26 protein-coding genes are annotated in these 25,564 nt (G+C 43.8%); 17 read left to right on the top strand and 9 right to left on the bottom strand.

Going from position 1 to position 25,564, the window contains the following annotated elements; translation table 11 throughout:
* Window positions 1–60 precede the first annotated feature (60 nt).
* The gene (locus K1M91_RS08310) at window positions 61–519 is read left to right on the top strand and encodes a YaiI/YqxD family protein (protein WP_232801278.1); all 459 of its coding nucleotides are present in this window, start codon (window positions 61–63) and stop codon (window positions 517–519) included.
* A gap of 62 nt (window positions 520–581) precedes the next feature.
* On the opposite strand, the gene K1M91_RS08305 is transcribed toward K1M91_RS08310, so the two are convergent.
* A complete protein-coding gene (locus tag K1M91_RS08305; protein WP_232801277.1) occupies window positions 582–2,153 on the bottom strand; it encodes a SulP family inorganic anion transporter in 1,572 nt (523 codons plus the stop codon).
* A gap of 108 nt (window positions 2,154–2,261) precedes the next feature.
* Window positions 2,262–5,312 carry a ribonuclease E gene (gene rne / locus K1M91_RS08300; RefSeq protein WP_232801276.1) on the bottom strand — a complete coding sequence of 1,017 codons (3,051 nt, stop codon included), beginning with the start codon at window positions 5,310–5,312 and terminating at the stop codon, window positions 2,262–2,264.
* A gap of 355 nt (window positions 5,313–5,667) precedes the next feature.
* Here rne and rluC point away from each other — a divergent pair, with 355 nt between their 5' ends.
* Window positions 5,668–6,606, top strand: a complete 939-nt coding sequence (gene rluC / locus K1M91_RS08295; protein ID WP_232801275.1) for a 23S rRNA pseudouridine(955/2504/2580) synthase RluC — start codon at window positions 5,668–5,670, stop codon at window positions 6,604–6,606.
* Window positions 6,607–6,651: 45 nt separating this feature from the next.
* On the opposite strand, the gene K1M91_RS08290 is transcribed toward rluC, so the two are convergent.
* Window positions 6,652–7,233: a Maf family protein gene (locus K1M91_RS08290; protein ID WP_232801274.1), complete on the bottom strand. Its 582-nt coding sequence runs from the start codon at window positions 7,231–7,233 to the stop codon at window positions 6,652–6,654.
* A 128-nt stretch (window positions 7,234–7,361) separates the two neighbouring features.
* On the opposite strand from K1M91_RS08290, the gene yceD reads away from it, so the two are divergent.
* The 14 genes from yceD (at window position 7,362) to K1M91_RS08220 (ending at window position 18,381) form a co-directional block, all read left to right on the top strand.
* A complete protein-coding gene (yceD, locus tag K1M91_RS08285) occupies window positions 7,362–7,886 on the top strand; it encodes a 23S rRNA accumulation protein YceD (RefSeq protein ID WP_232801273.1) in 525 nt (174 codons plus the stop codon).
* Window positions 7,887–7,896: 10 nt separating this feature from the next.
* On the top strand, window positions 7,897–8,067 hold the full coding sequence (gene rpmF / locus K1M91_RS08280) for a 50S ribosomal protein L32 (protein ID WP_232801272.1): 171 nt from the start codon (window positions 7,897–7,899) through the stop codon (window positions 8,065–8,067).
* A gap of 11 nt (window positions 8,068–8,078) precedes the next feature.
* The gene (gene plsX, locus K1M91_RS08275; RefSeq protein ID WP_232801271.1) at window positions 8,079–9,107 is read left to right on the top strand and encodes a phosphate acyltransferase PlsX; all 1,029 of its coding nucleotides are present in this window, start codon (window positions 8,079–8,081) and stop codon (window positions 9,105–9,107) included.
* A gap of 6 nt (window positions 9,108–9,113) precedes the next feature.
* Window positions 9,114–10,073, top strand: coding sequence for a beta-ketoacyl-ACP synthase III (locus K1M91_RS08270; protein WP_232801270.1), 960 nt, complete (start codon window positions 9,114–9,116; stop codon window positions 10,071–10,073).
* 12 nt (window positions 10,074–10,085) lie between these two features.
* Window positions 10,086–11,027, top strand: coding sequence for an ACP S-malonyltransferase (gene fabD, locus K1M91_RS08265; protein WP_232801269.1), 942 nt, complete (start codon window positions 10,086–10,088; stop codon window positions 11,025–11,027).
* Window positions 11,028–11,030: 3 nt separating this feature from the next.
* The gene (gene fabG / locus K1M91_RS08260) at window positions 11,031–11,765 is read left to right on the top strand and encodes a 3-oxoacyl-ACP reductase FabG (RefSeq protein WP_232801268.1); all 735 of its coding nucleotides are present in this window, start codon (window positions 11,031–11,033) and stop codon (window positions 11,763–11,765) included.
* Window positions 11,766–11,924: 159 nt separating this feature from the next.
* Window positions 11,925–12,161 (top strand): acyl carrier protein, encoded by a 237-nt coding sequence (gene acpP / locus K1M91_RS08255; protein ID WP_232801267.1) that lies wholly within the window; start codon window positions 11,925–11,927, stop codon window positions 12,159–12,161.
* A 95-nt stretch (window positions 12,162–12,256) separates the two neighbouring features.
* The gene (fabF, locus tag K1M91_RS08250) at window positions 12,257–13,495 is read left to right on the top strand and encodes a beta-ketoacyl-ACP synthase II (protein WP_232801266.1); all 1,239 of its coding nucleotides are present in this window, start codon (window positions 12,257–12,259) and stop codon (window positions 13,493–13,495) included.
* A gap of 65 nt (window positions 13,496–13,560) precedes the next feature.
* Complete coding sequence (gene pabC, locus K1M91_RS08245; RefSeq protein WP_232801265.1) at window positions 13,561–14,367, top strand: aminodeoxychorismate lyase; 807 nt, start codon at window positions 13,561–13,563, stop codon at window positions 14,365–14,367.
* Window positions 14,360–15,361 (top strand): endolytic transglycosylase MltG, encoded by a 1,002-nt coding sequence (gene mltG, locus K1M91_RS08240; protein WP_232801264.1) that lies wholly within the window; start codon window positions 14,360–14,362, stop codon window positions 15,359–15,361. Before pabC ends, mltG begins: the two co-directional genes overlap by 8 nt.
* A 4-nt stretch (window positions 15,362–15,365) precedes the next feature.
* Window positions 15,366–15,998, top strand: coding sequence for a dTMP kinase (tmk, locus tag K1M91_RS08235; RefSeq protein WP_232801263.1), 633 nt, complete (start codon window positions 15,366–15,368; stop codon window positions 15,996–15,998).
* Window positions 15,995–16,960, top strand: coding sequence for a DNA polymerase III subunit delta' (gene holB / locus K1M91_RS21515; RefSeq protein ID WP_232801262.1), 966 nt, complete (start codon window positions 15,995–15,997; stop codon window positions 16,958–16,960). Before tmk ends, holB begins: the two co-directional genes overlap by 4 nt.
* Window position 16,961: 1 nt before the next feature.
* Window positions 16,962–17,744: a YchF/TatD family DNA exonuclease gene (locus K1M91_RS08225; RefSeq protein WP_232801261.1), complete on the top strand. Its 783-nt coding sequence runs from the start codon at window positions 16,962–16,964 to the stop codon at window positions 17,742–17,744.
* A gap of 28 nt (window positions 17,745–17,772) precedes the next feature.
* On the top strand, window positions 17,773–18,381 hold the full coding sequence (locus K1M91_RS08220; protein WP_232801369.1) for a trimeric intracellular cation channel family protein: 609 nt from the start codon (window positions 17,773–17,775) through the stop codon (window positions 18,379–18,381).
* Window positions 18,382–18,478: 97 nt separating this feature from the next.
* Here the strand turns inward: K1M91_RS08220 and rsmF are convergent, their stop codons facing one another.
* The 4 genes from rsmF to K1M91_RS08200 are packed head-to-tail and all read right to left on the bottom strand — an operon-like array spanning window position 18,479 to window position 23,796.
* Window positions 18,479–19,918, bottom strand: coding sequence for a 16S rRNA (cytosine(1407)-C(5))-methyltransferase RsmF (gene rsmF / locus K1M91_RS08215; RefSeq protein ID WP_232801260.1), 1,440 nt, complete (start codon window positions 19,916–19,918; stop codon window positions 18,479–18,481).
* A gap of 39 nt (window positions 19,919–19,957) precedes the next feature.
* Window positions 19,958–22,588, bottom strand: a complete 2,631-nt coding sequence (locus K1M91_RS08210) for an MlaD family protein (protein ID WP_232801259.1) — start codon at window positions 22,586–22,588, stop codon at window positions 19,958–19,960.
* Entirely contained in the window at window positions 22,572–23,189 is a 618-nt protein-coding gene (locus tag K1M91_RS08205; RefSeq protein ID WP_232801258.1) for a paraquat-inducible protein A, read from the bottom strand. The genes K1M91_RS08210 and K1M91_RS08205 overlap by 17 nt, the downstream gene beginning before the upstream one ends.
* Window positions 23,176–23,796 carry a paraquat-inducible protein A gene (locus tag K1M91_RS08200; protein WP_232801257.1) on the bottom strand — a complete coding sequence of 207 codons (621 nt, stop codon included), beginning with the start codon at window positions 23,794–23,796 and terminating at the stop codon, window positions 23,176–23,178. The genes K1M91_RS08205 and K1M91_RS08200 overlap by 14 nt, the downstream gene beginning before the upstream one ends.
* A gap of 124 nt (window positions 23,797–23,920) precedes the next feature.
* On the opposite strand from K1M91_RS08200, the gene K1M91_RS08195 reads away from it, so the two are divergent.
* Window positions 23,921–24,220 (top strand): YebG family protein, encoded by a 300-nt coding sequence (locus K1M91_RS08195; RefSeq protein WP_232801256.1) that lies wholly within the window; start codon window positions 23,921–23,923, stop codon window positions 24,218–24,220.
* 15 nt (window positions 24,221–24,235) lie between these two features.
* Here K1M91_RS08195 and K1M91_RS08190 read toward each other — a convergent pair whose 3' ends face one another.
* Window positions 24,236–25,174, bottom strand: coding sequence for a diguanylate cyclase (locus K1M91_RS08190; protein ID WP_232801255.1), 939 nt, complete (start codon window positions 25,172–25,174; stop codon window positions 24,236–24,238).
* Between the two features lie 135 nt (window positions 25,175–25,309).
* The gene (locus tag K1M91_RS08185; RefSeq protein ID WP_232801254.1) at window positions 25,310–25,549 is read right to left on the bottom strand and encodes a hypothetical protein; all 240 of its coding nucleotides are present in this window, start codon (window positions 25,547–25,549) and stop codon (window positions 25,310–25,312) included.
* Between the last annotated feature and the right edge of the window lie 15 nt (window positions 25,550–25,564).

The raw sequence follows: 25,564 nt of genomic DNA, 5'->3' as shown, positions 1-25,564 counted from the left end.
GGGCATAAAGCAGGTAGGTAACCATATATTTTAATAGATAAAAATGTTCTGGAGTGATAAATGAATATTTGGGTTGATGCAGATGCTTGCCCGGTGGTAATTAAAGAAATAATTTTTCGAGCTGCGCAAAGAGCGAGTATTCATACTACCTTAGTGGCTAATGCCAGTATGCCAACACCTCCTTCGCCTTATTTGCATACGCTACAGGTTGCTTCCGGTTTTGATGTTGCCGATGATGAAATTGTTGTGCGGGTTGATAATGGGGATATTGTGATCACTGCGGATATTCCATTAGCTGATGAAGTGATTAGCAAAGGTGCTTGGGTATTAAGCCCAAGAGGTGAGCTGTTGACAAAAGAAAACATTCGCCAGCGCTTAAATATGCGCGATTTTATGGACACGCTACGTAGCAGTGGCGTTCAATCGGGTGGGCCTGCACCATTGAATAATAAAGATAAAATGGCCTTTGCTAATGGCCTTGATAAATTGATTAGCCAGTATCAGCGCCGTAGCAAGTAAAGGAGGGAGATGTATCGCCGGGGGCCAGTGCGCTCAGGCACAATACCTGAGCGCAAATAACATTAGCCTAAGCTATCTGTCATCACTTTATAGTTTGGATCTTCAATCATATTCACCTCAACCAGATCGCCAGCTCGCGTGAGTAATTGACGACACTCAGGACTTAGGTGTTTAAGATGCAACGTTTTTCCTTGATTGATATAGCGTTCAGCAAGGGTATCAATAGCTTCAAGAGCCGAGTGGTCTACCACGCGTGAACCAGCAAAGTCGATGATCACATCCTTGGGGTCGTTTTTAACATCAAACAGAGCGAGAAAGTGACTGACTGAGCCAAAAAATAATGGGCCGTGAAGTTGGTAAATTTTATGCTCTGTATCAGGTTGAGAGCTATCAGCATAGATGTGTTTAGCGTGTTGCCAAGCAAACACTAAGGCTGACACTATTACGCCGACAAATACCGCGATAGCTAAGTCAGTAAATACTGTTACCACTGTTACTAGTACAATCACAAAGGCATCATGCTTTGGCACTTTACGCATCACTTTAAAAGAAGCCCATTCAAAAGTGCCTAATACCACAATGAACATGACGCCTACTAAAGCGGCCAACGGCACGACTTCAATTACACTTGAGGCAAACAGGATAAAGGCAAGTAAGCCTAACGCTGCGGTGATCCCAGATAAACGACCACGGCCACCGGAATTGATGTTGATCATCGACTGACCGATCATGGCACAACCGCCCATGCCGCCAAACACGCCATTTGTCATGTTCGCGACACCTTGCGCGACACATTCTTTATTGCTGTTACCGTGAGTATCTGTCATTTCATCGATCACGGTTAATGTGAGTAAGGATTCAATTAAACCCACCGCCGCTAAGATCAGTGAATAGGGCAAAATGATTTGTAATGTTTCCCAAGATAGTGGCACCTCAGGTAATGCAAAACTCGGCAATGAACCTTGTACCGTTGCATTAATATCACCTGTCATATTGATCAGATAGTCTTGAACGTTTCGGGTATCTAAATCAAATCCGATAGCGATTAATGTTACTGTGGCAATCGCGACTAATGATGATGGGACTGCGGTGGTTAGTTTAGGTAAAAAGTGAATGATAGCCATGGTGAGAAGGATCAAAGCAATCATAATACTGAGCTGCTCAGTTGCTAGCCATTGGTAGATATTATCGCCGTTTTCATCAACGCCAATCTTCTCTTTAAATTGACCAAACTGGGCTAAGAAAATGACGATAGCCAAGCCGTTAACAAATCCTATCATTACCGAGTGCGGCACAATACGGATAAATTTACCAAGGCGAAATATACCCGCTAAAATTTGCAGCAGGCCGGTGAGTAAAACCGCAGCAAAAAGGTATTGCACGCCATGACTGGCAACCAGTGACACCATCACCACCGCCATGGCGCCAGTAGCACCGGAAATCATTCCAGGTCGACCGCCAAAAACCGCAGTAATTAACCCCACCATAAAGGCAGCATAAAGGCCAATCATCGGGTCGACACCAGCGACAAAGGCAAACGCTACCGCCTCAGGGACAAGGGCGAGGGCAACTGTAAGGCCAGACAAAACGTCATTTTTCACGCTGACCTTAGTAAATTTGGGGAACTCAAACATGCTGTAAATCTTCTTTTCTGAGGGTGAGGTTAATATCACATCAACCAAATTTTAGATGAAAAAAGACCGCCTAATGCGGTCTTTTTCGTTTAACGCTAATAGTGCATTTTATGACTGCTGTGGCCGGCTCATCTCGCTAGTTGCACTGCTTGAAGCATTTAAGCTACCAGCTTGCTTAACCGATTTAGTGATAGGCGCTCGACTAGCTGCAATACGTGTTGCTACTTTAGGTGCATTAGAAGGTGCAAAATTTGGCTTAGTCATGCCAGATGTTGCGTGTCCTTTTGCTAGAATCACTGGCTTAGCTGCCGCCAATTTTTCTGTTGATGCTGCTTTGGGTGTTGCCACCACTTCGCTAGCAATAGTTGTTTCTGGCTGTGGTGCAATAGGAGCGGCGCTTGCTACTGCTGCAGGCATGGCAGAGCTCTCTTGCACTACAGATTCCGTTTTAGCTTCCACCTTAACTGAATTTTTAGCTTCATCAATTGTTGGTGCTTTCTCTGCTTCGGTCACCTTCACTTCTGTTTCAGCTGGTGCAGGTTGTGGTTGTGAAACAGCAGATGCTGAGTCTATATTGGCTGCTTCAGCAGGCTTAGATTCAACCTTAGATGGCTCAGCTTGTTCCGCTTGCTCAGGGTAACGAGATACAACGGGATCATCTGTTTTATTCTCAGCGGCTATATCTGTATTGCTACCTTCTTGCTCACGCTGGTCACTAAAACGTTTGCGACGATAGTTACCAGTGCGAAGGTGGCGCGGGGTACGACGAGAACGTTTACCTTCATCTTCAGTTTTCTCAACTTCTGCTGTTTCAGTCGTTACTGTTTCAGTCGTTGGCTCAACAACCGGTTGTGACTCTGGTTGTTGTGGTGCAACGGTATCGGCCAGCTGAGCTTCTACCACGGGAGTTGCCGTGTTGGTTGGCTCAGTGGCTGGTTCGGCCGATTGTTCAGTAACAGGATCTTTGGCAGCGAGAGCTTGCTCTTGTATCTGTTTTTTCTTGATTGGCTTACGGCGCGGTTTTTTCTCTGGCTGTGGCGTAGCTTGTGCCGCTTCAACATTAGCTTGCTCTGCCGAGACGTCAGACGTTTCAGTAGACTCTTGTTTTACACGTACTTTCTTACGCATATTTCGGCGCTGACGACGTTCGGCAACGACTTGCTCTTTGTCGTTCTTGCCTTCGGTACGCTCTTGACGTTGACGCTGTGGTTTTTCTTGACGTTCAGCTTTGGCTGGTTGCCCTTGGTTTTCGTTTTCTAGTTGGTCGGGTTTAGCCTTAGCGCGGCGTTTTGGACGTTCACTTCGTTCCGTGCGATCATTCCCATTTCGCTCGCCTTGACCTTCATTACGACGGTTGCGACGGCGTGAGTCGTTATTACGACGTGCGCGCTGCGGTTTATCTTCTTTAGCTTTGTTTTCTGTTGTTTGCTTTTTCTCTTCAACCACAGGCTCTGCTGGGGCAAAGAAGTCGCCAATTGCTTTAAACAAGCGGCTAAATAAAGACGTTGGTTGAGGAGCCACTTTTGCTGTTGGAGCCGCCGGCTTATCTGCTACTGTAGTCGGCTCATTGCTAGTAACAAAACCATGTACAGCAGGCTCTTCGGTTGAACGATGTGAGCTAATTTGGCCTGGCTGATATACCTCAGCAGTGCGCTCTAAACTATTGTAATCAATCACTTCAACTTCATCGTTTTTACGTAAACGAGAAACTTCAAAGTGCGGTGATTGCAGGTTTTCATTTGGAATGATGTAAACTTCAACATTGTGGCGTTTTTCAATTTTGGCCACCGCGCGACGTTTTTCATTCAGCAAATAAGCTGCCACGGCAACAGGCACCATTGCTTGAATTTGTACTGTGTTTTCTTTAATCGCTTCTTCTTCAATCAGGCGAAGAATGGCCAGAGCCAGTGATTCATTATCACGAATGGTACCTTGGCCATTACAGCGAGGACAAACGTGAGAAGCAGATTCACCTAATGAAGGGCGTAGACGCTGACGCGACATTTCCATCAAACCAAAACGAGAGATGCGACCAAGTTGAACCCGCGCACGGTCTTGACGTACTGCATCGCGCATACGGTTTTCAACTTCACGTTGATGGCGTACTGGTGACATGTCGATGAAGTCAATAACAACTAAACCGCCTAAGTCACGTAGACGTAATTGACGGGCAATTTCGTCTGCAGCTTCTAGGTTCGTGTTTAGTGCTGTTTCTTCAATATCACCGCCGCGGGTAGAGCGTGCGGAGTTGATATCAATGGACGTCAAGGCTTCGGTTGGGTCGATAACAATTGAGCCACCAGAAGGCAGACGAACCTCACGTTGGAAAGCCGACTGAATCTGGCTCTCTACTTGATAGTGAGTGAACATAGGTGACTCTAATTGATAGAGTTTTACGCGACTTAAAAAGTCAGGACGAACCATGGCAATATGTTGTTTAGCAAGCTCGTAAGTCTTTCCGTGATCAATTAAGATTTCGCCAATGTCGCGACGTAAATAGTCACGAATAGCGCGAACAATGACGTTTGATTCACGATGAAGCAGACAAGGTGCTGCGCGTTTATCCGACTCTTCGGTAATGTGTGACCAGTGGTTGATCAACATTTTCAAATCATGCTCAAGCTCTTCTGCAGACTTGCCTACACCTGCTGTGCGCACGATTAACCCCATGCCATCAGGCAAGGTGATATTACTTAGCGCTTCTTTCAGTTGAGTGCGTTCGTCACCTTCAATGCGGCGAGAGATACCCCCTGCACGAGGATTATTTGGCATTAATACTAGGTATGAGCCCGCTAAACTGATAAAAGTGGTGAGCGCTGCACCCTTGTTACCACGCTCTTCTTTATCAACTTGAATGATGACTTCTTGGTTTTCTTTTAATACTTCTCGAATATTCGGACGACCTTTGTAAGAGTAGTCTTTTGGGAAGTAATTTTTGGCAATTTCTTTAAGTGGAAGGAAACCATGACGTTCTGCACCGTATTCAACGAATGCTGCTTCTAAACTCGGTTCAATGCGGGTGATTTTACCTTTATAGATGTTGGCTTTCTTTTGATCGTGTCCAGGGCTTTCTATATCTAAATCATACAAAGTTTGCCCATCAACTAGGGCAACGCGCAACTCTTCTGCTTGAGTTGCGTTAATTAACATTCTTTTCATTTTTTACTCTATTAAATTCGGTGTCATAAATCGCCGCACCCTTTGGCTGCTTGGCCCCGGGTCGTTAGCATGGATGCAACCTCACGGTTGGAATGCATGGGGCGCTGTTTCGGCTACATAAAACCTTTTGACTGTTTTATAGTGGTTTTATGCTAATTCGCCTAGCAGGCTCGTTCTCTTCTCGGAATGCGACGCTGTTACAGCTGTTTCATTACTGCTTAAAATTTTTCAGCCTGTATTTTTTGATTTTTACCGTTTTGGCGGGAAAAACCTGCCGATTATCCCATTTTATTAGTGTTTTTAGCAAGGTATTATTTCTATTTGATCTGGCTGCGCTTCTGGTAGAATGCGCGCCATGAATGAATTATATAAAACAGTCCAGTTCCTTGACATCGACGATGAATATCAAGGCCAGCGGATAGACAATTTTCTTATTGCGCGTTTAAAAGGTGTGCCGAAAAGCTTGGTGTACCGTATTGTGCGTAAGGGTGAAGTGCGGGTAAACAAAAAGCGGGTTAAACCGGAATACAAGTTGCTTGTGGGAGATGTGGTTCGAGTGCCCCCGCTACGCGTAGCTGAAGCCGATGCGCCGCCTTCGGTTAAGTTAAACAAAGTTGCCGCCCTTGAGTCGCAAATTTTATTTGAAGATGACTGGTTGATTGTGCTTAACAAACCTTCTGGTTTGGCTGTGCATGGTGGCAGTGGCTTAAGCTTTGGCGTGATTGAAGGATTACGGGCATTGCGACCACAATGCCGCTTTCTTGAACTAGTACACCGGATTGACCGAGATACATCAGGTTGCCTATTAATTGCTAAAAAGCGCAGTGCATTACGTTCGTTACATGAGCAGTTACGTAATAAAACCATGCGCAAGCGTTATCATGCATTAGTGCAAGGGTCGTGGCCAAAATCTATTCGTGTTGTCACTGAGCCATTGTTAAAAAAGGCAGAACAGTCCTTAGTGCAGGTACATCCAGAAGGTAAGGCAAGTGAAACTCGGTTTAAAATTTTGCAGCGTTATCAGCACTGCACCTTAGTAGAAGCAAGCCCAGTAACTGGACGAACCCATCAAATTCGTGTGCACACGGCTTGCAATAGTCACCCGATTGCCGGTGATGATAAATACGGTGATGATGTGTTTGCCGCAGAGATGAAAAAACAAGGATTAACAAGGTTGTTCTTACATGCTGCTCAACTGGATTTTTTTCATCCTGGCATTGAACAAACAATGACAGTAGAAGCGCCACTGAGCCCTGAATTGGTCGCTGTGTTAGGTCAGTTAAAAAGAGCTTAATAGTGTAAGCGCTTTTTAACATCGTTTAACTGCTGGCTAAGGAAATTAAATCACCCTTAGTCCAGCTTCATCTAATATCTCTATTAATGAAATCAGCGGTAAGCCAATTAAGCTATTGGGGTCTCTTCCTTCAAGCCTACCGAATAAACTAATGCCAAACCCTTCACTTTTAAAGCTGCCAGCGCAGTCATAAGGCTGTTCGACCGTCAAATAATGGTCGATCATTTCATCGGTTAATTGACGAAAGTGGACAATGTAAGGTTCCACTAGTGAGGTTACCTGCTGTGTTTCACTGTCGATCACCGCAAGACCAGTATAAAAAGTGACTTTATTTCCACTGGCAGCTTTTAATTGGGCAAATGCATTTTCATAGTTACCCGGTTTGCCAAGAATGTCGCCATGACTAACACAGACCTGATCTGAGCCAATGATAATGGCATTGGAGTGCTGTTTAGCGATGACCTGTGCTTTTGCGATGGCTAAGCGTTCGACAAGCTCTAATGCGGTTTCATTAGCTAGGGGTGTTTCATCAGTATCTGGTTTAGCCGTGCTAAAAGGAAGGTTTAGCTTTTCCAGTAACGCTTTTCGGTATGGCGACGTTGAAGCCAAAATAAGTTTTTTGTTCATTTTAGAATCATTCTGTTAGGGTGTTTTAGGCTATTGTATTTTAACCTGTGAGCAGAAAGCGAGAATAAGCGGAAAAAAGAGGTTTTTCCTTTGACTCTATTTCACCGAATCTATATTATGCGCGCCTTATGCAAAGACTTAAGATTCAAATTAGCGTTGACCCTGTTCGCGCTGCTCAAAAAAAACTGGATATTCAGGGCATTGTTCCTGCATCCAACTTGAGTAGACTTGCAGAATCAACAAAAGGTATTTGCAATGATATTGAAACAAACTTGAGTTTCGATTTCGATCTGCAGAAGCTGCCTACTATTCGTGGGACGGCCGAAGTAGACGTAATACTTGAGTGTCAGAGGTGCTCAGACGCATTTCAGTATACTTGTAAAGCTGAGTTTTTATACACACCTGTGCGCTTCGGTGCAGAGGATACCGATTTACCTAGCGCTTACGATATCATTGAACGTGATGAAGAAGGTGAGATAAACCTTCATCAGCTTGTAGAAGATGAATTGATTCTTAACCTGCCACTGATTGCTATGCATGATGTTGCAGATTGTGGACTCAAAGAATTTGATACCTCGTTCGGTGAAATTGTAGAAGAAGAGCGCGTTAACCCATTTGCAGTTTTAGAATCTCTAAAACGCAAAAGTAAGTAAGGAGTCAGCCATGGCTGTTCAAAAGAGCAAAAAATCTCGTTCTAAGCGCGGTATGCGTCGTTCACATGATGCACTAGTACCTACACAACTTTCTGTAGATGCTACTTCTGGTGAGTTACACCTACGTCACCATGTAACTGCTGACGGTTACTACCGTGGCCAAAAAGTAGTTAACCTGTAAGGTTATCTGCATTGCACGATCTGACGATCGCGCTAGATGCCATGGGGGGCGACTTCGGCCCCCAGGTTTCGGTGCCTGCAGCCCAGCAGGCACTAAATTTGTTCCCTCAATTGCATCTTATTTTAGTTGGTAACCTGGCTGAAATAGATCCTCTGATCCAACAATATCATCTGCTTCAACACCCAAGACTTAGGCTAATTCATGCTAGCGAAAACGTCGCTATGAATGATAAACCGTTACTTGCCCTGCGTGGTTTGAAAGACTCATCGATGCGTGTTGCGCTTAATTTGGTTAAATCAGGCGATGCTCAGGCATGTGTGAGTAGTGGCAACACTGGCGCTTTGATGGCGTTGTCGAAAACGATTTTAAAAGTATTACCTGGTATTGACAGGCCGGCACTTATTACTGCATTACCTAATATACAAGGTGGGCACACTTACTTGCTGGATTTAGGGGCAAATATCAGCTGTGATGCGGATACTTTATTTCAATTTGCCTTAATGGGCTCAGTACTTTCTGAAAAAGTCGAAGGACAGGCTTTTCCAAAAATTGCTTTGCTCAATGTTGGTGAAGAAGAAACGAAAGGTAACGATCAAGTAAGACGTGCCGCACAGCTACTATCCGCTTGTTCACAAATTAATTACACGGGCTTTATAGAAGGTCATGATTTGTTCAGTGGTAAGGCCGATGTTATCGTCGCTGATGGTTTTGTCGGCAATGTCACCCTAAAAACCTGTGAAGGCTTAGCAAAACTCTTTAAACAACAGCTAATTTCGAGTATAAATCAGAATTGGTTTACCCGCTGTGTTGGGTTTTTATTAAAACCCTCTCTAAAGCCACAACTGGCTCATATGAATCCAGATCTATATAATGGCGCGAGTTTAATCGGCCTACGGGGCATAGTAATAAAAAGCCACGGCAGTGCGCAAAGCAAGGCTTTTTTAAATGCAATTAAAGCTGCCATTAAAGAAATTGAGCGACAGGTCCCGGCGCAAATAACGGATAAATTAGAAGCAGTACTACTAGAAAGAGATTCTTAATTCCTTATGTATACAAAAATTATTGGAACCGGAAGTTATTTGCCAACGTCTGTTCGCACTAACGAAGATTTAGAAAAAATGGTTGAAACCAGTGATGAGTGGATCACCGCTCGCACAGGGATTAAAGAACGTCGTATTGCCAGTGAACAAGAAACCGTGTCATACATGGCTTACAAGGCTGGCGAGCAAGCTTTAGCTGCTGCGGATATACCAGCCACCGATGTTGATTTGATCATTTTGGCGACCACATCAGCCAACAATGCTTTTCCTGCAGCTGCGTGTGAAGTTCAGGCCTTATTAGGTTTAACCAACATTCCAGCTTTTGATTTAGGTGCGGCCTGCGCCGGTTTTACCTACGCATTAAGTGTGGCCGATAACTTTATTCGTAGTGGCATGTACAAAACCGTATTGGTGATAGGTGCCGATGCCCTGTCTCATACTTGTGACCCTGAAGACCGTGGCACCATCATTCTGTTTGGTGATGGCGCAGGCGCAGCCGTTGCCCAAGCCAGTAACGAACAGGGCATATTGTCTACCCAGATCAATGCTGATGGGCGCTTTGGTGATTTATTAAAGTTGCCTAACCCCAAACGTGGCTTATCAGGCAGCGAGCTTGAGTCGTACATGTTTATGAAAGGCAATGACGTATTTAAAGTGGCGGTGACAAAGTTAAGTGAACTTGTCACTCAAACCCTTGAAGCGAACAATATAGATAAATCTGAATTAGATTGGTTAGTGCCTCATCAAGCTAACTATAGAATCATCAACGCAACGGCAAAAAAATTAAACATGCCTCTTGAGCGTGTGATTTTAACGCTAGAAAAACACGGTAATACCTCCGCTGCATCGGTGCCCATCGCATTAGATGAGGGGGTGCGTGACGGCCGTATTAAAGCGGGTGATTTAGTCTTATTAGAAGCCTTTGGCGGTGGTTTTGCCTGGGGCTCAGCACTGATTCGAATGTAGTAAGGAATAATAATGACCACTTTTACACTTGCATTTCCAGGCCAAGGCTCACAAAGCGTGGGTATGTTGGCAGAGTTGGCAGCAGAGTTTGCCACTGTTGAAGCCACATTTGCACAGGCCAGTGATGTATTGGGCTACGACCTTTGGCAATTGGTGCAACAAGGTCCAGTTGAAGAATTAAACAAGACTTTTAAAACCCAGCCTGCTTTATTAGCTGCATCGGTAGCTATTTGGCGAGTATGGCAAGAAAAGGGCGGTGCAGCGCCTGTGATTATGGCCGGTCATAGCTTAGGTGAATATTCAGCACTAGTGTGTGCTGGAGTGATTGAATTTAAAGATGCAATTAAACTGGTTGAGCTGCGTGGTCAATTAATGCAACAAGCAGTGCCGGAGGGTGTTGGTGCAATGGCTGCGGTTATTGGCCTTGATGACCAAGGGATTGCCGATGCGTGTATTCAAGCTGCGCAAGATGAAGTTGTTTCGCCAGTAAACTTTAATTCACCCGGCCAAGTGGTGATTGCGGGTAATAAAGCTGCGGTAGAGCGTGCAGGCGTACTATGTAAAGAAGCGGGTGCAAAACGTGTACTGCCTTTACCTGTCAGTGTGCCATCACACTGCGCATTAATGAAGCCAGCAGCGGATGAGCTGGCTAAAGCATTAAAAAATATTCAATTTAATACGCCTGTCATACCCGTGATTAATAATGTCGACGTGGCTCAAGAAACTAACCCCGAAGCAATCAAAGATGCCCTAGTGCGTCAGCTTTACTTGCCTGTGCGTTGGACTGAAATTGTTGAAACGATGGCTAAGCTTGATGTCACCTTAGAAATTGAAGCGGGTCCGGGTAAAGTATTATCAGGTTTAGTGAAAAGAATTAATAAAACCATCGCGGCACAAGCGATAAATGATGTTGCTGGCTTAAATGCAGCGCTAGCAGCGACGAACGAGGGATAAAAGATGAACTTTGAAGGCAAAATCGTACTGGTAACAGGAGCAAGCCGTGGTATTGGCCGCTCAGTTGCAGAGAGTTTTGTAGCTAAAGGTGCCACAGTAATAGGAACTGCTACCAGCGCAAACGGCGCAGCTGCTATTAGTGAATATTTAGGAGAAAGCGGCAGAGGCCTTGAGCTGAATGTGACCGACCCGGCTTCTATTGAGCAGTTGTTTGCTGATATTAAAGCAAACTATGGCGATATCGATGTGTTGGTTAATAACGCTGGCATTACTCGTGATAATTTGATGATGCGCATGAAAGATGATGAGTGGCAAGATATAATCGACACTAACTTAACGTCTGTATTCCGCCTTAGTAAAGCAGTACTACGTGCAATGATGAAAAAACGTCACGGTCGTATTATCAGCATCGGCTCTGTGGTAGGAACCATGGGCAATGCGGGTCAAGCTAACTATGCAGCGGCAAAAGCGGGCGTAATTGGCTTTACTAAATCACTTGCTCGTGAAGTTGCATCACGGGGTATTACCGTGAATGCAATTGCACCAGGATTTATTGAAACGGACATGACCAAGGCGCTCAACGATGAACAAAGAGCGGCCATTTTAGGTCAAGTTCCAGCGGGTCGTTTAGGCGATCCAAAAGAGATTGCGGAAACTGTATGCTTTTTAGCGTCTGACAGTGCTGCATATATCACCGGCGAAACGTTGCATGTTAACGGCGGGATGTATATGGTTTGATGCCATATTGTTAACGAGATGTTGTTTTAGCCCATTTTTTCGATAAAAATCACGAAAAAATTGGTTAGACCAGTCATCTCGGGGTTGAAACTTTCGAGCGATGGAATACACTATCGCGACTAACGCAATTAGCGTATTTTCTAAAGGAAAAAATTGATCATGAGTAATATTGAAGAACGCGTAAAAAAGATCATCATTGAGCAACTTGGTGTTAAAGAAGAAGAAGTGAAAAACGAATCTTCTTTCGTAGATGACTTAGGCGCAGATTCACTAGATACAGTTGAACTTGTTATGGCTCTTGAAGAAGAATTTGACACAGAGATCCCAGACGAAGAAGCTGAAAAAATTACTACAGTTCAAGCAGCTATCGATTACGTAGTGAACAACGCAGAATAATTGCAGCTTAACTTAAACAGTTAATTTTATGGGGGCGGTCTTTTGACCGCCTTTTATTTATCTACTTATTTTATCTACCATCCGGAGATTTTGACGTGTCAAAGCGCAGAGTAGTTGTGACTGGTATGGGAATGTTATCCCCTGTCGGTAATTCAGTTGACGATTCTTGGCAAGCCTTGTTAGCGGGTAAAAGTGGTATCTCAAATATCGATCATTTTGATACCGAGGCTTATTCAACTAAATTCGCCGGCTTGATCCGAGACTTAAATGTTGAAGATTACATGAGCCGCAAAGATGCCCGTAAAATGGATTTATTCATTCAATACGGTGTGATTGCGGCCGAGCAAGCCTTTCAAGATAGCCAATTGGAAGTAAATGAGCAAAATGCTCGTCGTATCGGTGTTGCCATTGGTTCAGGCATCGGTGGCCTTGGTTTAATTGAGTCGAATGCTATTAACCTACAAAAATCGGGCCCGCGTAAAATCAGCCCATTCTTTGTTCCTTCGACCATTATCAACATGGTGTCAGGCCATGTTTCAATCAATAAGGGCTTAAAAGGGCCTAACATTGCTGTGACTACGGCGTGTACCACTGGCTCACACTGTATTGGTTTAGCTGCGCGTATGATCCAATACGGCGATGCCGATGTGATGTTGGCTGGCGGTGCAGAAAAAGCCTCTACAGAATTAGGCATGGGTGGCTTTGGTGCGGCTAAGGCACTTTCTACTCGCAATGATGATCCAACTAAAGCCAGTCGCCCTTGGGATCAAGACCGTGATGGTTTTGTATTGGGAGACGGTGCGGGTGTTATCGTGTTAGAAGAATACGAGCATGCAGTAGCACGCGGCGCAAAAATTTACGCTGAATTAGTTGGCTTTGGTATGAGCGGTGACGCTTACCACATGACGTCGCCTCCCGCTGATGGCGAAGGTGCGGCGGCTGCGATGCAAAATGCCATTGAAGATGCCAAGATTGAAGCAAACCAAATTGGTTACATCAATGCTCACGGTACTTCAACACCTGCCGGTGACATTGCTGAAACGCAGGCAGTTAAATCTGTGTTTGGCGAGCACGCTCAATCTGTACTTGTTAGTTCAACCAAATCGATGACAGGTCATCTATTGGGGGCTGCGGGTGCGATAGAAGCGATCATTACGGTGTTAGCGTTGCGCGATCAAGTCGCGCCGCCAACCATCAATTTAGAAAACCCGTCTGAAGGTTGTGATTTAGACTACGTTGTGGGCGGTGCGCGTAAAGCGAACCTAGAATATGCCTTATCAAACTCGTTTGGTTTCGGTGGCACTAACGGGTCACTCATCTTTAAACGCGTTTAATGCCATAAAGGCCATTTTCTGGTATAAAGCCTGATAATTATTTATCAGGCTTTTTTGTATTTACTATGATGCTAATTAACGGCGAGCCCAATTGTCAAATATCGGCTGTTGATCGAGGCTTAGCTTACGGTGACGGCTTTTTTACCACGGCAAAAGTGGTACAAGGTAAAGTTGAGTTTTGGCGTGATCATGTCGAGCGTTTGATGCTGTCGAGTAAAAAGTTTGCTATTGAGCTGCCAAGCTTGCTGACTTTATTTAGCGAAGTGCAAACGGCGATAGCTGAAGTGGAGCTAGGTTGCTTAAAAATCCTAATCACCCGCGGTGAAGGGGGCAGAGGCTACAGTGGTGTTGGTTGTGATAATCCGACACGGATCATCACCGTGACGCCATGGCCTGCCCAGTATCAACAGTGGCAAACAGAAGGAATTTCACTGACTTCTTGTCAATATCAACTCGGCTTAAATCCTCAACTTGCAGGCTACAAAACATTGAATCGTCTTGATCAGGTGTTAATCAAACAAGAGCTTGAATCTCTTGATGTGGATGATGTGATTGTTTGTGATGTGAATGGCCATGTAGTTGAGTCCAGTGCTGCTAACGTATTCTGGTTCGAACAGGGAACTCTTTATACGCCTGACTTATCTCAAGCCGGTGTCAATGGCGTGATGCGTAAGCAAGTGTTGCGCTGTGCTCAGCAACTTGAAATACCGGTTAATATTGTAAAGTTCAAACTTGAGCAATTAGCTCAAGTGGATAGCATGTTTATCACCAACGCGTTAATGGGTCTAGTGCCTATCAAGCAGTTTCAACAACGTGTCCTAACGGATTTCTCTTTGGTACAAAGACTTCAACAAGAAATAAAAGATGATTAAAAAAATATTTTTGCTGTTTCTCTTTTCATTATTGATTTGCGCAGGTGCTATTAGTTATTTATGGCATCAACTACAAAACTACCGAACCACTGCGGTGATCAAAGAAGATACTGTGTTCACTGTGCCCAGTGGTAGTCACTTTCGCCAATTAGAATCGCAATTGGTGGCAGCAGGTATCATTAAACCGAGCCCTTATTATGTCTGGTTAGGGCGCTTATATCCTGAGTTAACACCATTGAAGAGCGGGACCTATCACTTACAAGCAAATTGGACAATAGAGCAGGTATTACAACAGTTTGTTGATGGTAAAGAGTATCAGTTTAAATTGACTCTCATTGAGGGCAGTACTTATAAGCAATGGAAACAGCAAATTGAGCAAGTTGAAGGAGTCACTTTAACTGGGGTGCTTGATGATGAAGCCGCGCTCGCGAAAAAATTAGGCCTAGCGCAATCAAAACTAGAAGGCTTCTTACAGCCGCAAACCTATTTGTTTCCTTATCATGCAACAGATTTGGAAGTAATAGAGCGCGCTTATGCTGCGCAACAAAAAGACTTAGATGAAGCATGGCAAAATCGAGCTAAAAATTTACCTTTGAAGACACCTTATGAAGCGCTGATATTGGCTTCTATCATCGAAAAAGAAAGTGGCCATGCACCAGAGCGTAAAACCATTGCATCGGTGTTTATCAACCGTTTAAATGCCAACATGCGGTTACAGACTGACCCCACCGTTATTTATGGTATGGGCGATCGTTATGATGGCAATATCAGGCGGAAAGATTTGCGTGAAGCAACGCCCTATAACACCTACGTTATTGATGGTTTACCACCAACACCGATTGCCATGCCGGGTAAAGATGCGATAAATGCCGCATTGAATCCTGCGGATACGCCTTATTATTATTTTGTTAGTATGGGTAACGGCGAACATTATTTTTCGAAGAATTTGGCTGAGCACAACCGTGCGGTTAGAAAATACATATTAAAAAAGTGATCTTATGAACAGCGGTAAATTTATTGTAATTGAAGGACTCGAAGGTGCGGGTAAAAGCAGCGCAGTTGCAGGTGTTAAAGCTTGGCTTAGCGCCAATGGTGTGCAAGAAATTGTATGTACACGTGAGCCGGGTGGAACGCCATTAGCGGAAAAAATGCGTAGCATTGTTAAGGACAATACCGACGAAATCTTGAGTGACAAAGCTGAATTATTGTTGATGTACGCGGCACGGGTGCAATTGGTTGAGACAGTGATCAAACCGGCTTTAGCGCGAGGCGCTTATGTCATCGGTGACCGCCATGATTTATCCTCTCAGGCATACCAAGGTGGTGGTCGAGGTATTAATTTGGCGTTGATCCAGCAAATTAAAGGCGCGGTACTGGCTGACTTTCACCCTGATTTGACTTTGTATATGGATATTGACCCGGTTCAGGGTTTACAACGGGCAAGTGCCCGCGGGGAGTTAGATCGCATTGAACAACAAGCCATCGATTTTTTCCAACGTACCAGAGCGACATATTTAAGCTTAGTGGCACAAGACCCCCATGCTTATGTCATCGATGCCAGTCAAACCTTGCCAGAAGTTACCTTGCAAATTGAACAACAACTTACTCAGGTCGCAGAGCAAATATTGTGATATATCCTTGGCTTGAGGCTTTATCTCAGCAGCTATTTACGCAAGCGGACCAAGGCAAATTGCATCATGCTTTATTAATGTCTGGTATTGCTGGCCTAGGTAAGCATGATTTAGCGAAGGAGTTGGCACAGCGGTTATTGTGCGCGCAGCCACATCATTACGGTAGTTGTGGCGTTTGCCACAGTTGCCAATTGTTTTTGGCTGGGAATCACCCCGACTTTCATCAAATTAATGAAACTGAAAAAAGGCTGATTAGCATTGATACCGTGCGTCAGCTTAATAAAGTGGTTGCCGAACGTGCCCAGCAAGGTACCGCAAAAGTCGTGGTGTTTGATAATGCAGAAAGCTTTAACGAATCATCAGCTAATGCTTTATTAAAGACCTTAGAAGAGCCAACCGATAACAGTTACTTTATTCTACTTTGTGAAAGTGTTGGTCGGTTAATGCCGACGATCACCAGCCGCTGCCAGAAAATTTTGCTCCATGCCCCCAATGATTGTCTGCCATGGCTAACACAGCAAGGTTATAGTGATGTACCTGCGGGCTTAATTCAGCTTTATCAAGGTGCGCCATTAGCCGTATTGCAGGCGTTAAAACAGCAAAACGCTACTGAATACGAGCAAATCGCAGTCGAGTTTGATCAATTCATACAAGGCAAGAGTAGCAGTTTCCAGTTAGCCGACTTTATTAGTCAAGATCTTGATACCAGGATGAATTGGTTTTATTACTTGCTCCATGATATGCAAAAAGTGCAATTTGGAGTGGCGAAGGATAAACTCATTTTTAGTAACTACCACACATTACTTGTTCGTTGTAGCCAACAATGGTCAGCTGTTACAGGCTATCATCTTGCGGAAGCGTGGCTAAACCTGAAACAGCAATTTATCTCTCATTCAGGTTTGAAAAAAGACCTGTTACTTAGCCAATACTTTATCGACCTAAAAAATAAGCCCGGAGGTTAGTGTGCTTGTTGATTCCCATTGTCACCTCGACAAATTAGACTACGAAAATAAACACCTTGATGTCGCAGATGTAATAGCCAAAGCCAAACAGCGTGGTGTTAGCCATATGCTTGCAGTCGCGGTCGAGTTAGGTGAATTTGAAGCCCTTGAATCCTTAGTTGCCCCTTTTGATAACGTATTTCTCTCATGCGGTATCCACCCATTGCACCAAAATTCAGATCAAGATGAAGCAAAATTATTGCGTTACTGCCAGCAAGATAACGTGGTCGCCGTGGGTGAAACGGGCCTCGACTATTTTTATTCCCCCGATGATAAAGAGCAGCAACAAGCCTGTTTTCGTCGCCATATCCGCGTTGCAAGGCAAGTAAATAAGCCTTTGATCATTCATACCCGAGACGCACGAGAAGATACCTTAGCCATCTTGCAACAGGAAGGGGAAGGTCAAGTAACCGGTGTATTACATTGCTTTACGGAATCGCTAGCCATGGCTAAGGCCGCGATTGAAATGGGTTTTTATATTTCAATCTCAGGTATTGTTACTTTTAAAACCGCCAATGAGCTACGAGAAGTAGTAGAGCAACTACCACTTGATAGATTACTGGTAGAAACAGACTCGCCCTATTTGGCACCTGTGCCTTATCGCGGTGAACAAAACCAGCCTGGTCATACCCGTGCAGTCGCTGAATTTGTTGCGCAGCTAAAAGGGGTTACATTGGCAACCCTTGCAGAGCAAACCACGGCTAACTTTTTCCGGTTGTTCAACACAGCAACCCCTACTGAGTGATCCACCTGCAATGGGGTAAGTGAATTTTATGCTTTACTTCTTTGGCTTACTGGCGGTATTTGTTTTTTCTGCCACTGGCGTGTTAGCCGCCAGTAAAAAGCGGGTTGATTTAGTCAGTGTGTTACTGACTGGCATGATCACCGCTCTTGGTGGTGGAACACTACGTGATTTGTTGATAGGCCAGCCGGTTTTCTGGCTTGTTGATGAAACTTATCTGTGGGTTGCCTTGCTCGGATCGCTGGTTACTTTCCTTAGCGAACCAAGCATGCGCAAACGCTACCATTGGGTGCTGTACTTAGATGGCTTAGGCATTGCTTTATTTGCCGTTCAAGCCATTGATAAAGTACAAGGTGTCGGATATTCAGCAGTAGTGGCGGTATTAATGTCAGTGATCACCGCTATTATGGGTGGGGTTATGCGCGATGTGATGACCGGCCATACCACCTTGTTATCGACGAAAGAGCTATATGCAACGCCCGTATTAGTGGGCAGTATTTGTTATGTCATTTTAAAAGAAACCAGCTTACCTCCAGGGCTACCTGCTGCGATTGGTTTTTTCGTGGTTGCCGTTTTCCGCTTTATTGCGATCCGATTTAATATTAGTTACCCAGAGCGTTTTATGATCGGTCCTCGGTAAAAAAGGGCTCGGGACAATTCCTACGTACCCGAGCTAGGGGAAGATAAACTCTTTTTTATGACAATTAAGATTAGTAGAAAAAGCGCGATCTGCGAGCTTAAAAGTCAAAAAGATGGTAATCACGTACCAGATCTCTTGGGTAACTATTTTTAATTCTGTTGTTTACCCACTTTCCTAAGCCTACCGGCGCACCTCGGTAGAGGAGGATAACTTCACCTTTGCCGAGTACCTGCTCCAAATGAATATCCCTACCCATGTAGTATTCTTTACATTGGTTAGCATTGAGCTCAAAGGTGTTTTTGTTAGCGATTTGGCCTATGACGAGCGCTAATTCGTGAGTAATACGAAAGCTCTTCTTAATCGCTTCAGCTAATTTTATGCCGACTCGGTCATACTTCATCTTGCCTTTAATACCCGAGAACGCTTTTGGGAAAAGCCAGTATTCGGCATCGCGTATGCAAACATCACCGATGAGTTGATCGGCATTTACGCCAAATTGACTATCCAGATAATTGAAAAAGTTTTCAGTTTTCTCTTTAGTTGCAAAGCTAAATGGAAACTTGCCGCGATGGCGGTTTTTCTCACTTGGTTGAGCCGATCCCAGTTTTCTGAAGCCAGCGACAAAGAAGCCTTCACTGTCAAACACTTGTGGCCAAACATGGAGATAACCTTCAGTGGTAGCAACGTTTGCGGCATCGGGAAATAAATTTGTCAGGGGCAGTACGGCGACGGCATCACCGAAGGTTTCAAGTAGGTGTTGGCATACTTCCTGATTTTCACTCTGGTTTAAGGTGCAGGTAGAATACACTAGGGTGCCACCAGGTTTGAGAGCATAAAAAGCACTTTCTATTAGCGCTTTTTGTGTGTTGGCAATCTCTGAGACGGAGCTTTCGCTCCAGTTTTTCATTGCATTGTCATCTTTACGCACTGCGCCTTCACCTGAACAAGGAGCATCTAATAAAATAGCATCGACACTTTCTGTCAGCCAGCTACCAAACACGCGAGCGTCAAAGTGGGTAAGGGCAGTATTTTTAATACCACAGCGCATAAGATTACTGTGTAACACTTTAACTCGGCTAGAAGAAAACTCATTTGCAATCAACAAGCCTTGGTTATTCATTAATGCCGCTATTTGTGTCGTTTTAGAGCCGGGGGCCGCCGCTGCGTCAAGTACAACGGGATCAGCTGTCTCTGATTGCCATAAATGAAACAACGCAGTCACAGGCATCATTGAGCTTGCTTCTTGAATATAAAATAGCCCTGCTAAATGTTCAGCACTATTGCCAAGGGGGACTGATTCATCTTCTCTGCTGATCCAAAAACCATGATCACACCAAGGAATGGGGCTAAGTTGCCATTGGTGCTCTAATGCGCGTTGCTTAAAGACGTCAACACTAATTTTTAAGGTGTTAACCCGAATGCTTTTGCGTAATGGCTGATTACAAATTGCAACAAAGTCATCCATGGATAACTCATTAGGCATGATTTTGGCCATGCAAGATAAAAAAGTATCGGGTAAGAATATTTGATTTGCCACTGGTCGCCCCTCATAGATAGAGGCGACATATTATCATGATTAACGTGGAATTTTAGGCTGCCAATCAAGCCATTTTTGTTTAAATTCTTGCTCTAGACTGAATCGCTGACCGATTTTAGCTTTAGCTTGAATTTTTCCATCGGGGGTAGCAAACGAAATACCACCACGAATAATAGCTTCTAAAGACTCTGCTTTTAGGCTTGCGCCTGTTATGCCGACATCCATGTTAAACCCAGAAGCCTGCCAAAATACGGAATTGTTTCTAACCAAGTGTTGGTATTGTGGCTCAATATTGATACTTATCTCGACTTGATCGCCTGCACTGGCAACCGCGAATTCAGTGACTTCACCGACTTGAATTTGCCTGAAATAGACAGGGCTGCCCAAACTGAGGGAGCCAGCTCTTGGCGCGGTTAAGGTTAGGCTCAAGCCCTTTTGTTCGCGAGACAGTAATGGCGCTTGTTGGCCTGCGGTAAAACTAGTTTGCGCTTTACCTGAGCCGGGTAGGGCTTCGATATAAGGGCCTGCTAGCACAGTGTCCAAATTTTCAGCGCCCGCTAACGAAACCTTAGCATTGACTAACCAATACTGACTGCCTTGACGTCGAAAGCGATCAGCAAAATCTTGTTTTATTTTGACTTTTGCTTGTACGTTGTCATTTCTTTCATTTAAATTCAGGCTTTCCACTGCGCCAATGACAATGCCCTTGTAACGCACTTGAGTTCCAGGCTTAACATTATCGGCACGTGCAAAACTGAGATAAATATTGTAATTGACTTGAGTCGCGGCCTCAAAACTGGAAAACAGAGGGAAGTGTCCGTCTACCTTAGGTGTTGCCGTTGTTTTATTGTCAAAGGCAATACCGCCTGCTGCTATCGCTAGCAGGGAATCGGTTTTTATTTCGAGCCCAGACAAGCCCCCCTTGATATCAATGCCACTGACATCCCAGAAAAAGCTATTTTTTGTGATTAAATGTCGATACTGGCCCGCAATCTCCAGCTCAATGGCCACCTTTCCCGTAGCGGTTAAGTCATAATGACTGACTTCACCGACGGGGAGTTTACGAAAATATACGGGAGATCCTAACGTAACTGAACTCATTTTGTCGCTAATGACGGTAACCTTAAGGGGTCTTGCAAATGCAGCACTGCCAAGCTCAGCCAACGCGCGGTCGGGATATAGTCGATATTGGGATAGGGGATTACCTTTGGTTTTATTATCGGGGTTATACAGGCTTATCCCCCCTTTAAGTAAGCTAGGTAGAGGCTCAGCACTTAGCTCCATGCCTTTTAATGAGGCCTTCAGAGAGATGCCTCCTGTTTTGTAAAAGCGGGTATTGCCAGCGATGAGGTGCTGAAAACTTGGTTCAACGGTCAGTGTGATAGTCACGCCATCTGCTTTTTCATTGAGTGTAATGTTTTGTATTTGACCAACAGAAACGCGTCGATAATAAACAGCATCACCTGGCTCTATGCCACTGGCATCATCGGCAAACAGTTCAACGCGCATCGCCGTGTCAGAAACGTTTTTATTATCAGACACAACAAAAGTCCGCATCGGGTTACCATTTGCAGGCTCAAAGGCAATAAAATCCCCTTTGATTAAGTTACTTAAGTTTTCTACTCCGGCCATAGTGAGTTTTGCTTTTTCGAGCCAAAACCGTGTATTTTCACTAAGTTGCTCTCTAAACATAGGTTCAATTACGGCATTGGCAACAAATAACCCTTGCTCTTCATCCAACTCTATTTGAGTGATTTTACCTGCCTTAAAACCCTTATAAACAATAGGCGTACCGACATTGATACCATCAATGGACGTTAATTTGAGTTGGATTTTTGCACCACGACCTGCTGCCTCGATATCGTCATAAAATTTGAATAAGAAATTAGAAGGTGCTTTATTTCCCTCAATAGGGGAGTCAAATGCGATAGCGCCAGAAATAATAGAGGCTAAGCTCTCAGTATGGACCTTTATTCCCGACAACGAGAAGTCTGCATTGATGCCACTGACATTCCAGAAGCGAGAGTTTTGCTTGACTAAGTCGGCGTATTTGACATCAATATTAAGTTGTATTTCAACTTCTTGTGCATCGCGTACTAAACGGAAATTATAAACTTCGCCGACCTGAATTTTTTTATAGTAAACCGGAGAGCCAATAGAGACACTCCCCATATCTTGTGCCAACAGTTTAACCGTTAAACCTCGTTCTGATTGGCTCAATGGTTGTTCATCAGCGGCAATAAAACTATCGGATGGCTCACCAACGCCAGGGCGCATGTTAATATAACTGCCGGTAAACAAGGTATCTAACCCCGAGATACCACTTAACGATGCTTTAGCAGACACGAGCCAAAACTTGGTATCTGATTTAAGCATATGAGCGGCTTGGTGCTCGATTTCTGCAATCACATAAACACCGGAAACATCCTCGTCTAGTTTGATATCGGTTACTTTACCTATATCGACACCTTGATACTTAATTCGTGTTTTGCCAACTAAAATACCATTGGCATTTTCAAAGTGAATACGGATCTCAGAAGCGGCATTAGACATATGCTGAAATAATAACCAACCACCGAGCACTAAAGCCAAGATGGGTAAAAACCAAATTGCTGAAAGGTTTCGTTTATTACTCACTACGGGGGCTGTCGGCTCAATTTGTCCAGTCATTATCTTTTTCCAAATCCCACATTAAACGCGTATCAAAACTTTTTGCCGCTAACAAGGTTAATACGACCACTGATGCAAAGGCTGTTGCGCCTGGGCCTGGCACAATAACTAACAACTGTCCTTTGTCGATAACCGCGACCATGATTGAAATAACAAAGAGGTCTAGCATAGACCAGCGGCCGACCCAATCAATAAACTTAAACATAATAAAACGCATTTTGTGGCTCATGCTTAACTGCAATTGCAAAGAAAGCAAAATAAACCCCATGCCGAGAATTTTAGCTATAGGGACAACAATAGATGCGACAAAAACAATAATGGCAATACCTGCGCTGCCACTGTTAATCAGTGCGATAACACCAGACATAATGGTGTCAGGGGTTTCATTGCCTTGGCTAATCAATATCGTGATAGGCATGAAATTAGCCGGAAAAATAAAAATACAAGCTGTGATTAAATATGCCCATGTTTTTTGCAAACTATTTGTTTGTCGCATGGTTAGCGTTGCATTACATCTTGGACATTGGCTATTTTCTTGAAAAGAGCAAACTAGTGCACATTCCCCGCAACGTACTAACCCTGCGTCTTTAGCTGATTGCATCTATAGGTACCTTTTGCCAGTAACTGCTAGCATCAAAAAAAGACAAGATTAGGCTGTTAATGATCATTAGCAGACTAAAACACACTAATCCAACCCCTAACTCTATATCTGCGAGATCAACAAGTTTAATTAGCGCGACAAGGAAAGAAACTAAGTACACTTCTAGCATTGACCAGTGCGTCAAAAAATCTGTCCATTTTAATAGTTTTTTTAACCACTGAGTTTGGATGTTAAAACTAATAATGAAACTCGCACAGCAAAGAGATAACAACATTAAAAAAGGAGCGATAGTCGAACAAATAAAAATTAATAACGCGACGAAGTAGTTGCCCTCATGAAATATTTTGAGTGTAGCTTGTAGTAGGCTAGCTGTTTCTGTACTGCCTATCATAGTCATCGATAAAAGTGGATATAGATTGGCAGGCAATAGCAAAATTAACGCTGTTAAAGTTAATGCTAGCATGCTCATAGGCGAGCAGATGGAGTTAAAATATAAACGACTACCACAGCGGGGGCAGGTGGCGATTTGACCTAGCTGTAACGGTTGCTTAACCTGTAATAAATCACAATGCTCGCAAGCGATTAAGGTTTCATTATACTTATTCATTACCATCAGAATCATTTCATTTTAGATAAAGTATATCGAAACTGTGAGCACAAAACGAATTAAATGCTTGGCGATAAATAGAGATAATGATACTGTATAAAAAAACAGTTAATGGAGAAAACCTGTGGCCGTTGTCATTAAGTATATAGTTGAACGAAATGGTGAAGAAAAGATGACCTTTACGAGCAAAAAAGAAGCGGATGCCTACGATAAAATGCTTGATACCGCTGATCAGTTGTCAAGTTTTCTCGCCACTGGGCCGATTGCGCTTGATGATACTCAGCTTGAAGAATTAGGTCTCTTTTTAGCCGCGAATAAAAACGATGTAATGAATGTGCTCAAAGGTGGTAAGGCTGTTAGCGAAAAAAAACCTAAAGCGACATCCGCTAAAAAATTGCAACTTGCTGACGATCCTGCCGCATAGTTTTCCCTATTAAGTTTAGTTACTTTGGTAGATGGCATGTTGCGCTCTTCCTGCTGTTTTTGCTTGATATAGAGCTTGATCGGCGTAGGATAAAAAGTCGTTACAGTCAATTGGTGTCTCAGCTAAATAGCTGAATATGCCTACGCTGACAGATACCATGCTCTCTGGACCTATATTCATGTGCGGGATTGCTAGGTCTCGTATTAATTGATTAATGCGCTTAGCGACTTCTATTGCGCCTTTTTGATTCGTACTCGGTAAGATAATGCAAAACTCCTCTCCGCCATAGCGACTGACTGAGTCAGTACTACGTTTGCATGCCTGAGTCAGTGTTTGAGCAATCTTTTTTAAGCAATCATCTCCTTCAAGGTGGCCGTAGTAGTCGTTAAACTTTTTAAAATGATCGACATCAATCAGTAAAACACTCACGGCTACCTTATCACGAAAAGCGCGTGCAAGCTCAAGGGGGAGAGCATGATCGAGATAACGGCGATTAGCTATCCCGGTTAAGCCATCACTTAAACTCATTTTTTTTAATTCAATATTGGCTTGTTCTAATTGAGTCGTTGTATTAATTAATTGCATGCGCATTTTGGCAATGCGCTCCATTGCTTGCAGTTTCGCACTCAGCACTAAAGGATCAACAGGTTTAGTTAAATAGTCGTCACCTCCCGCGTTAATTCCTTCCATTAAATCTTCTGGACTCGTTTTACCGCTAAGAAAAATAATCGGTACCCAAGGCTCTTCAGAAGCACGGATCTGTTTTGCTACTTCGTAGCCATCAATGCCCGGCATCATGACATCAAGCAAAATCAAATCAGGTTGTTCTGATAAGAATGCTGCCACGCCTTCCTCGCCAGAAGAGACGATTATTAATTTATGCAAGGCGTGATCTAAAAAGGAGCCAATAACCATTTGTTCAATTTTAGAATCATCAATCAGCAGTATTTTCATAAATGCTATCGTAAGACTTGGGATAAATTAATTGTATGCAAAAGTAGTACAATAGGTGAATGTAATATGAACTAGTGACTTATGAATATCTAGGAGTGAGAGCTTGCTCGCACTCGTCCTTTGAACTGAAGCTGACTAAGGGAAAAAAGTAAGGCTAATAAAGCGAAAAATAACCGCCAGTAATAGAAAAACAACCCCTGAGCGAATGAATTTGTATTCAGCGATAGTGAGATCATCGACCTGATTAAAAAATATTTTAACAGGGGCGAAGTAATCAGATTTTCTTCGGCTGTAAGTAATGCAGCCAATTAACACAAGTACTACACCAAATAAAAGCGCAACAGGCTCAGCTATTGTTAATATTTCAGTCCACATAAAATCTCCTTTTTA

It is taken from the genome of Motilimonas sp. E26 (genome assembly GCF_021278025.1).
Taxonomy (GTDB): Bacteria; Pseudomonadota; Gammaproteobacteria; order Enterobacterales; family CBDFNC01; genus Motilimonas.
This window is presented reverse-complemented; position numbering and strand designations above follow the sequence as displayed.

Bases quoted from the DNA above. Each gene is read 5' to 3' on its own strand.
- pabC (WP_232801265.1), top strand. From the start codon at position 13,561: ATGATGCTAATTAACGGCGAGCCCAATTGTCAAATATCGGCTGTTGAT.
- fabD (WP_232801269.1), top strand. From the start codon at position 10,086: ATGACCACTTTTACACTTGCATTTCCAGGCCAAGGCTCACAAAGCGTG.
- K1M91_RS08290 (WP_232801274.1), bottom strand. From the start codon at position 7,233: ATGAACAAAAAACTTATTTTGGCTTCAACGTCGCCATACCGAAAAGCG.
- K1M91_RS08205 (WP_232801258.1), bottom strand. From the start codon at position 23,189: ATGCAATCAGCTAAAGACGCAGGGTTAGTACGTTGCGGGGAATGTGCA.
- rne (WP_232801276.1), bottom strand. From the start codon at position 5,312: ATGAAAAGAATGTTAATTAACGCAACTCAAGCAGAAGAGTTGCGCGTT.
- yceD (WP_232801273.1), top strand. From the start codon at position 7,362: ATGCAAAGACTTAAGATTCAAATTAGCGTTGACCCTGTTCGCGCTGCT.
- K1M91_RS08185 (WP_232801254.1), bottom strand. From the start codon at position 25,549: ATGTGGACTGAAATATTAACAATAGCTGAGCCTGTTGCGCTTTTATTT.
- fabG (WP_232801268.1), top strand. From the start codon at position 11,031: ATGAACTTTGAAGGCAAAATCGTACTGGTAACAGGAGCAAGCCGTGGT.
- mltG (WP_232801264.1), top strand. From the start codon at position 14,360: ATGATTAAAAAAATATTTTTGCTGTTTCTCTTTTCATTATTGATTTGC.
- K1M91_RS08190 (WP_232801255.1), bottom strand. From the start codon at position 25,174: ATGAAAATACTGCTGATTGATGATTCTAAAATTGAACAAATGGTTATT.
- rluC (WP_232801275.1), top strand. From the start codon at position 5,668: ATGAATGAATTATATAAAACAGTCCAGTTCCTTGACATCGACGATGAA.
- K1M91_RS08310 (WP_232801278.1), top strand. From the start codon at position 61: ATGAATATTTGGGTTGATGCAGATGCTTGCCCGGTGGTAATTAAAGAA.
- rpmF (WP_232801272.1), top strand. From the start codon at position 7,897: ATGGCTGTTCAAAAGAGCAAAAAATCTCGTTCTAAGCGCGGTATGCGT.
- tmk (WP_232801263.1), top strand. From the start codon at position 15,366: ATGAACAGCGGTAAATTTATTGTAATTGAAGGACTCGAAGGTGCGGGT.
- K1M91_RS08220 (WP_232801369.1), top strand. From the start codon at position 17,773: ATGCTTTACTTCTTTGGCTTACTGGCGGTATTTGTTTTTTCTGCCACT.
- K1M91_RS08200 (WP_232801257.1), bottom strand. From the start codon at position 23,796: ATGAATAAGTATAATGAAACCTTAATCGCTTGCGAGCATTGTGATTTA.
- K1M91_RS08305 (WP_232801277.1), bottom strand. From the start codon at position 2,153: ATGTTTGAGTTCCCCAAATTTACTAAGGTCAGCGTGAAAAATGACGTT.
- K1M91_RS08210 (WP_232801259.1), bottom strand. From the start codon at position 22,588: ATGACTGGACAAATTGAGCCGACAGCCCCCGTAGTGAGTAATAAACGA.
- acpP (WP_232801267.1), top strand. From the start codon at position 11,925: ATGAGTAATATTGAAGAACGCGTAAAAAAGATCATCATTGAGCAACTT.
- K1M91_RS08270 (WP_232801270.1), top strand. From the start codon at position 9,114: ATGTATACAAAAATTATTGGAACCGGAAGTTATTTGCCAACGTCTGTT.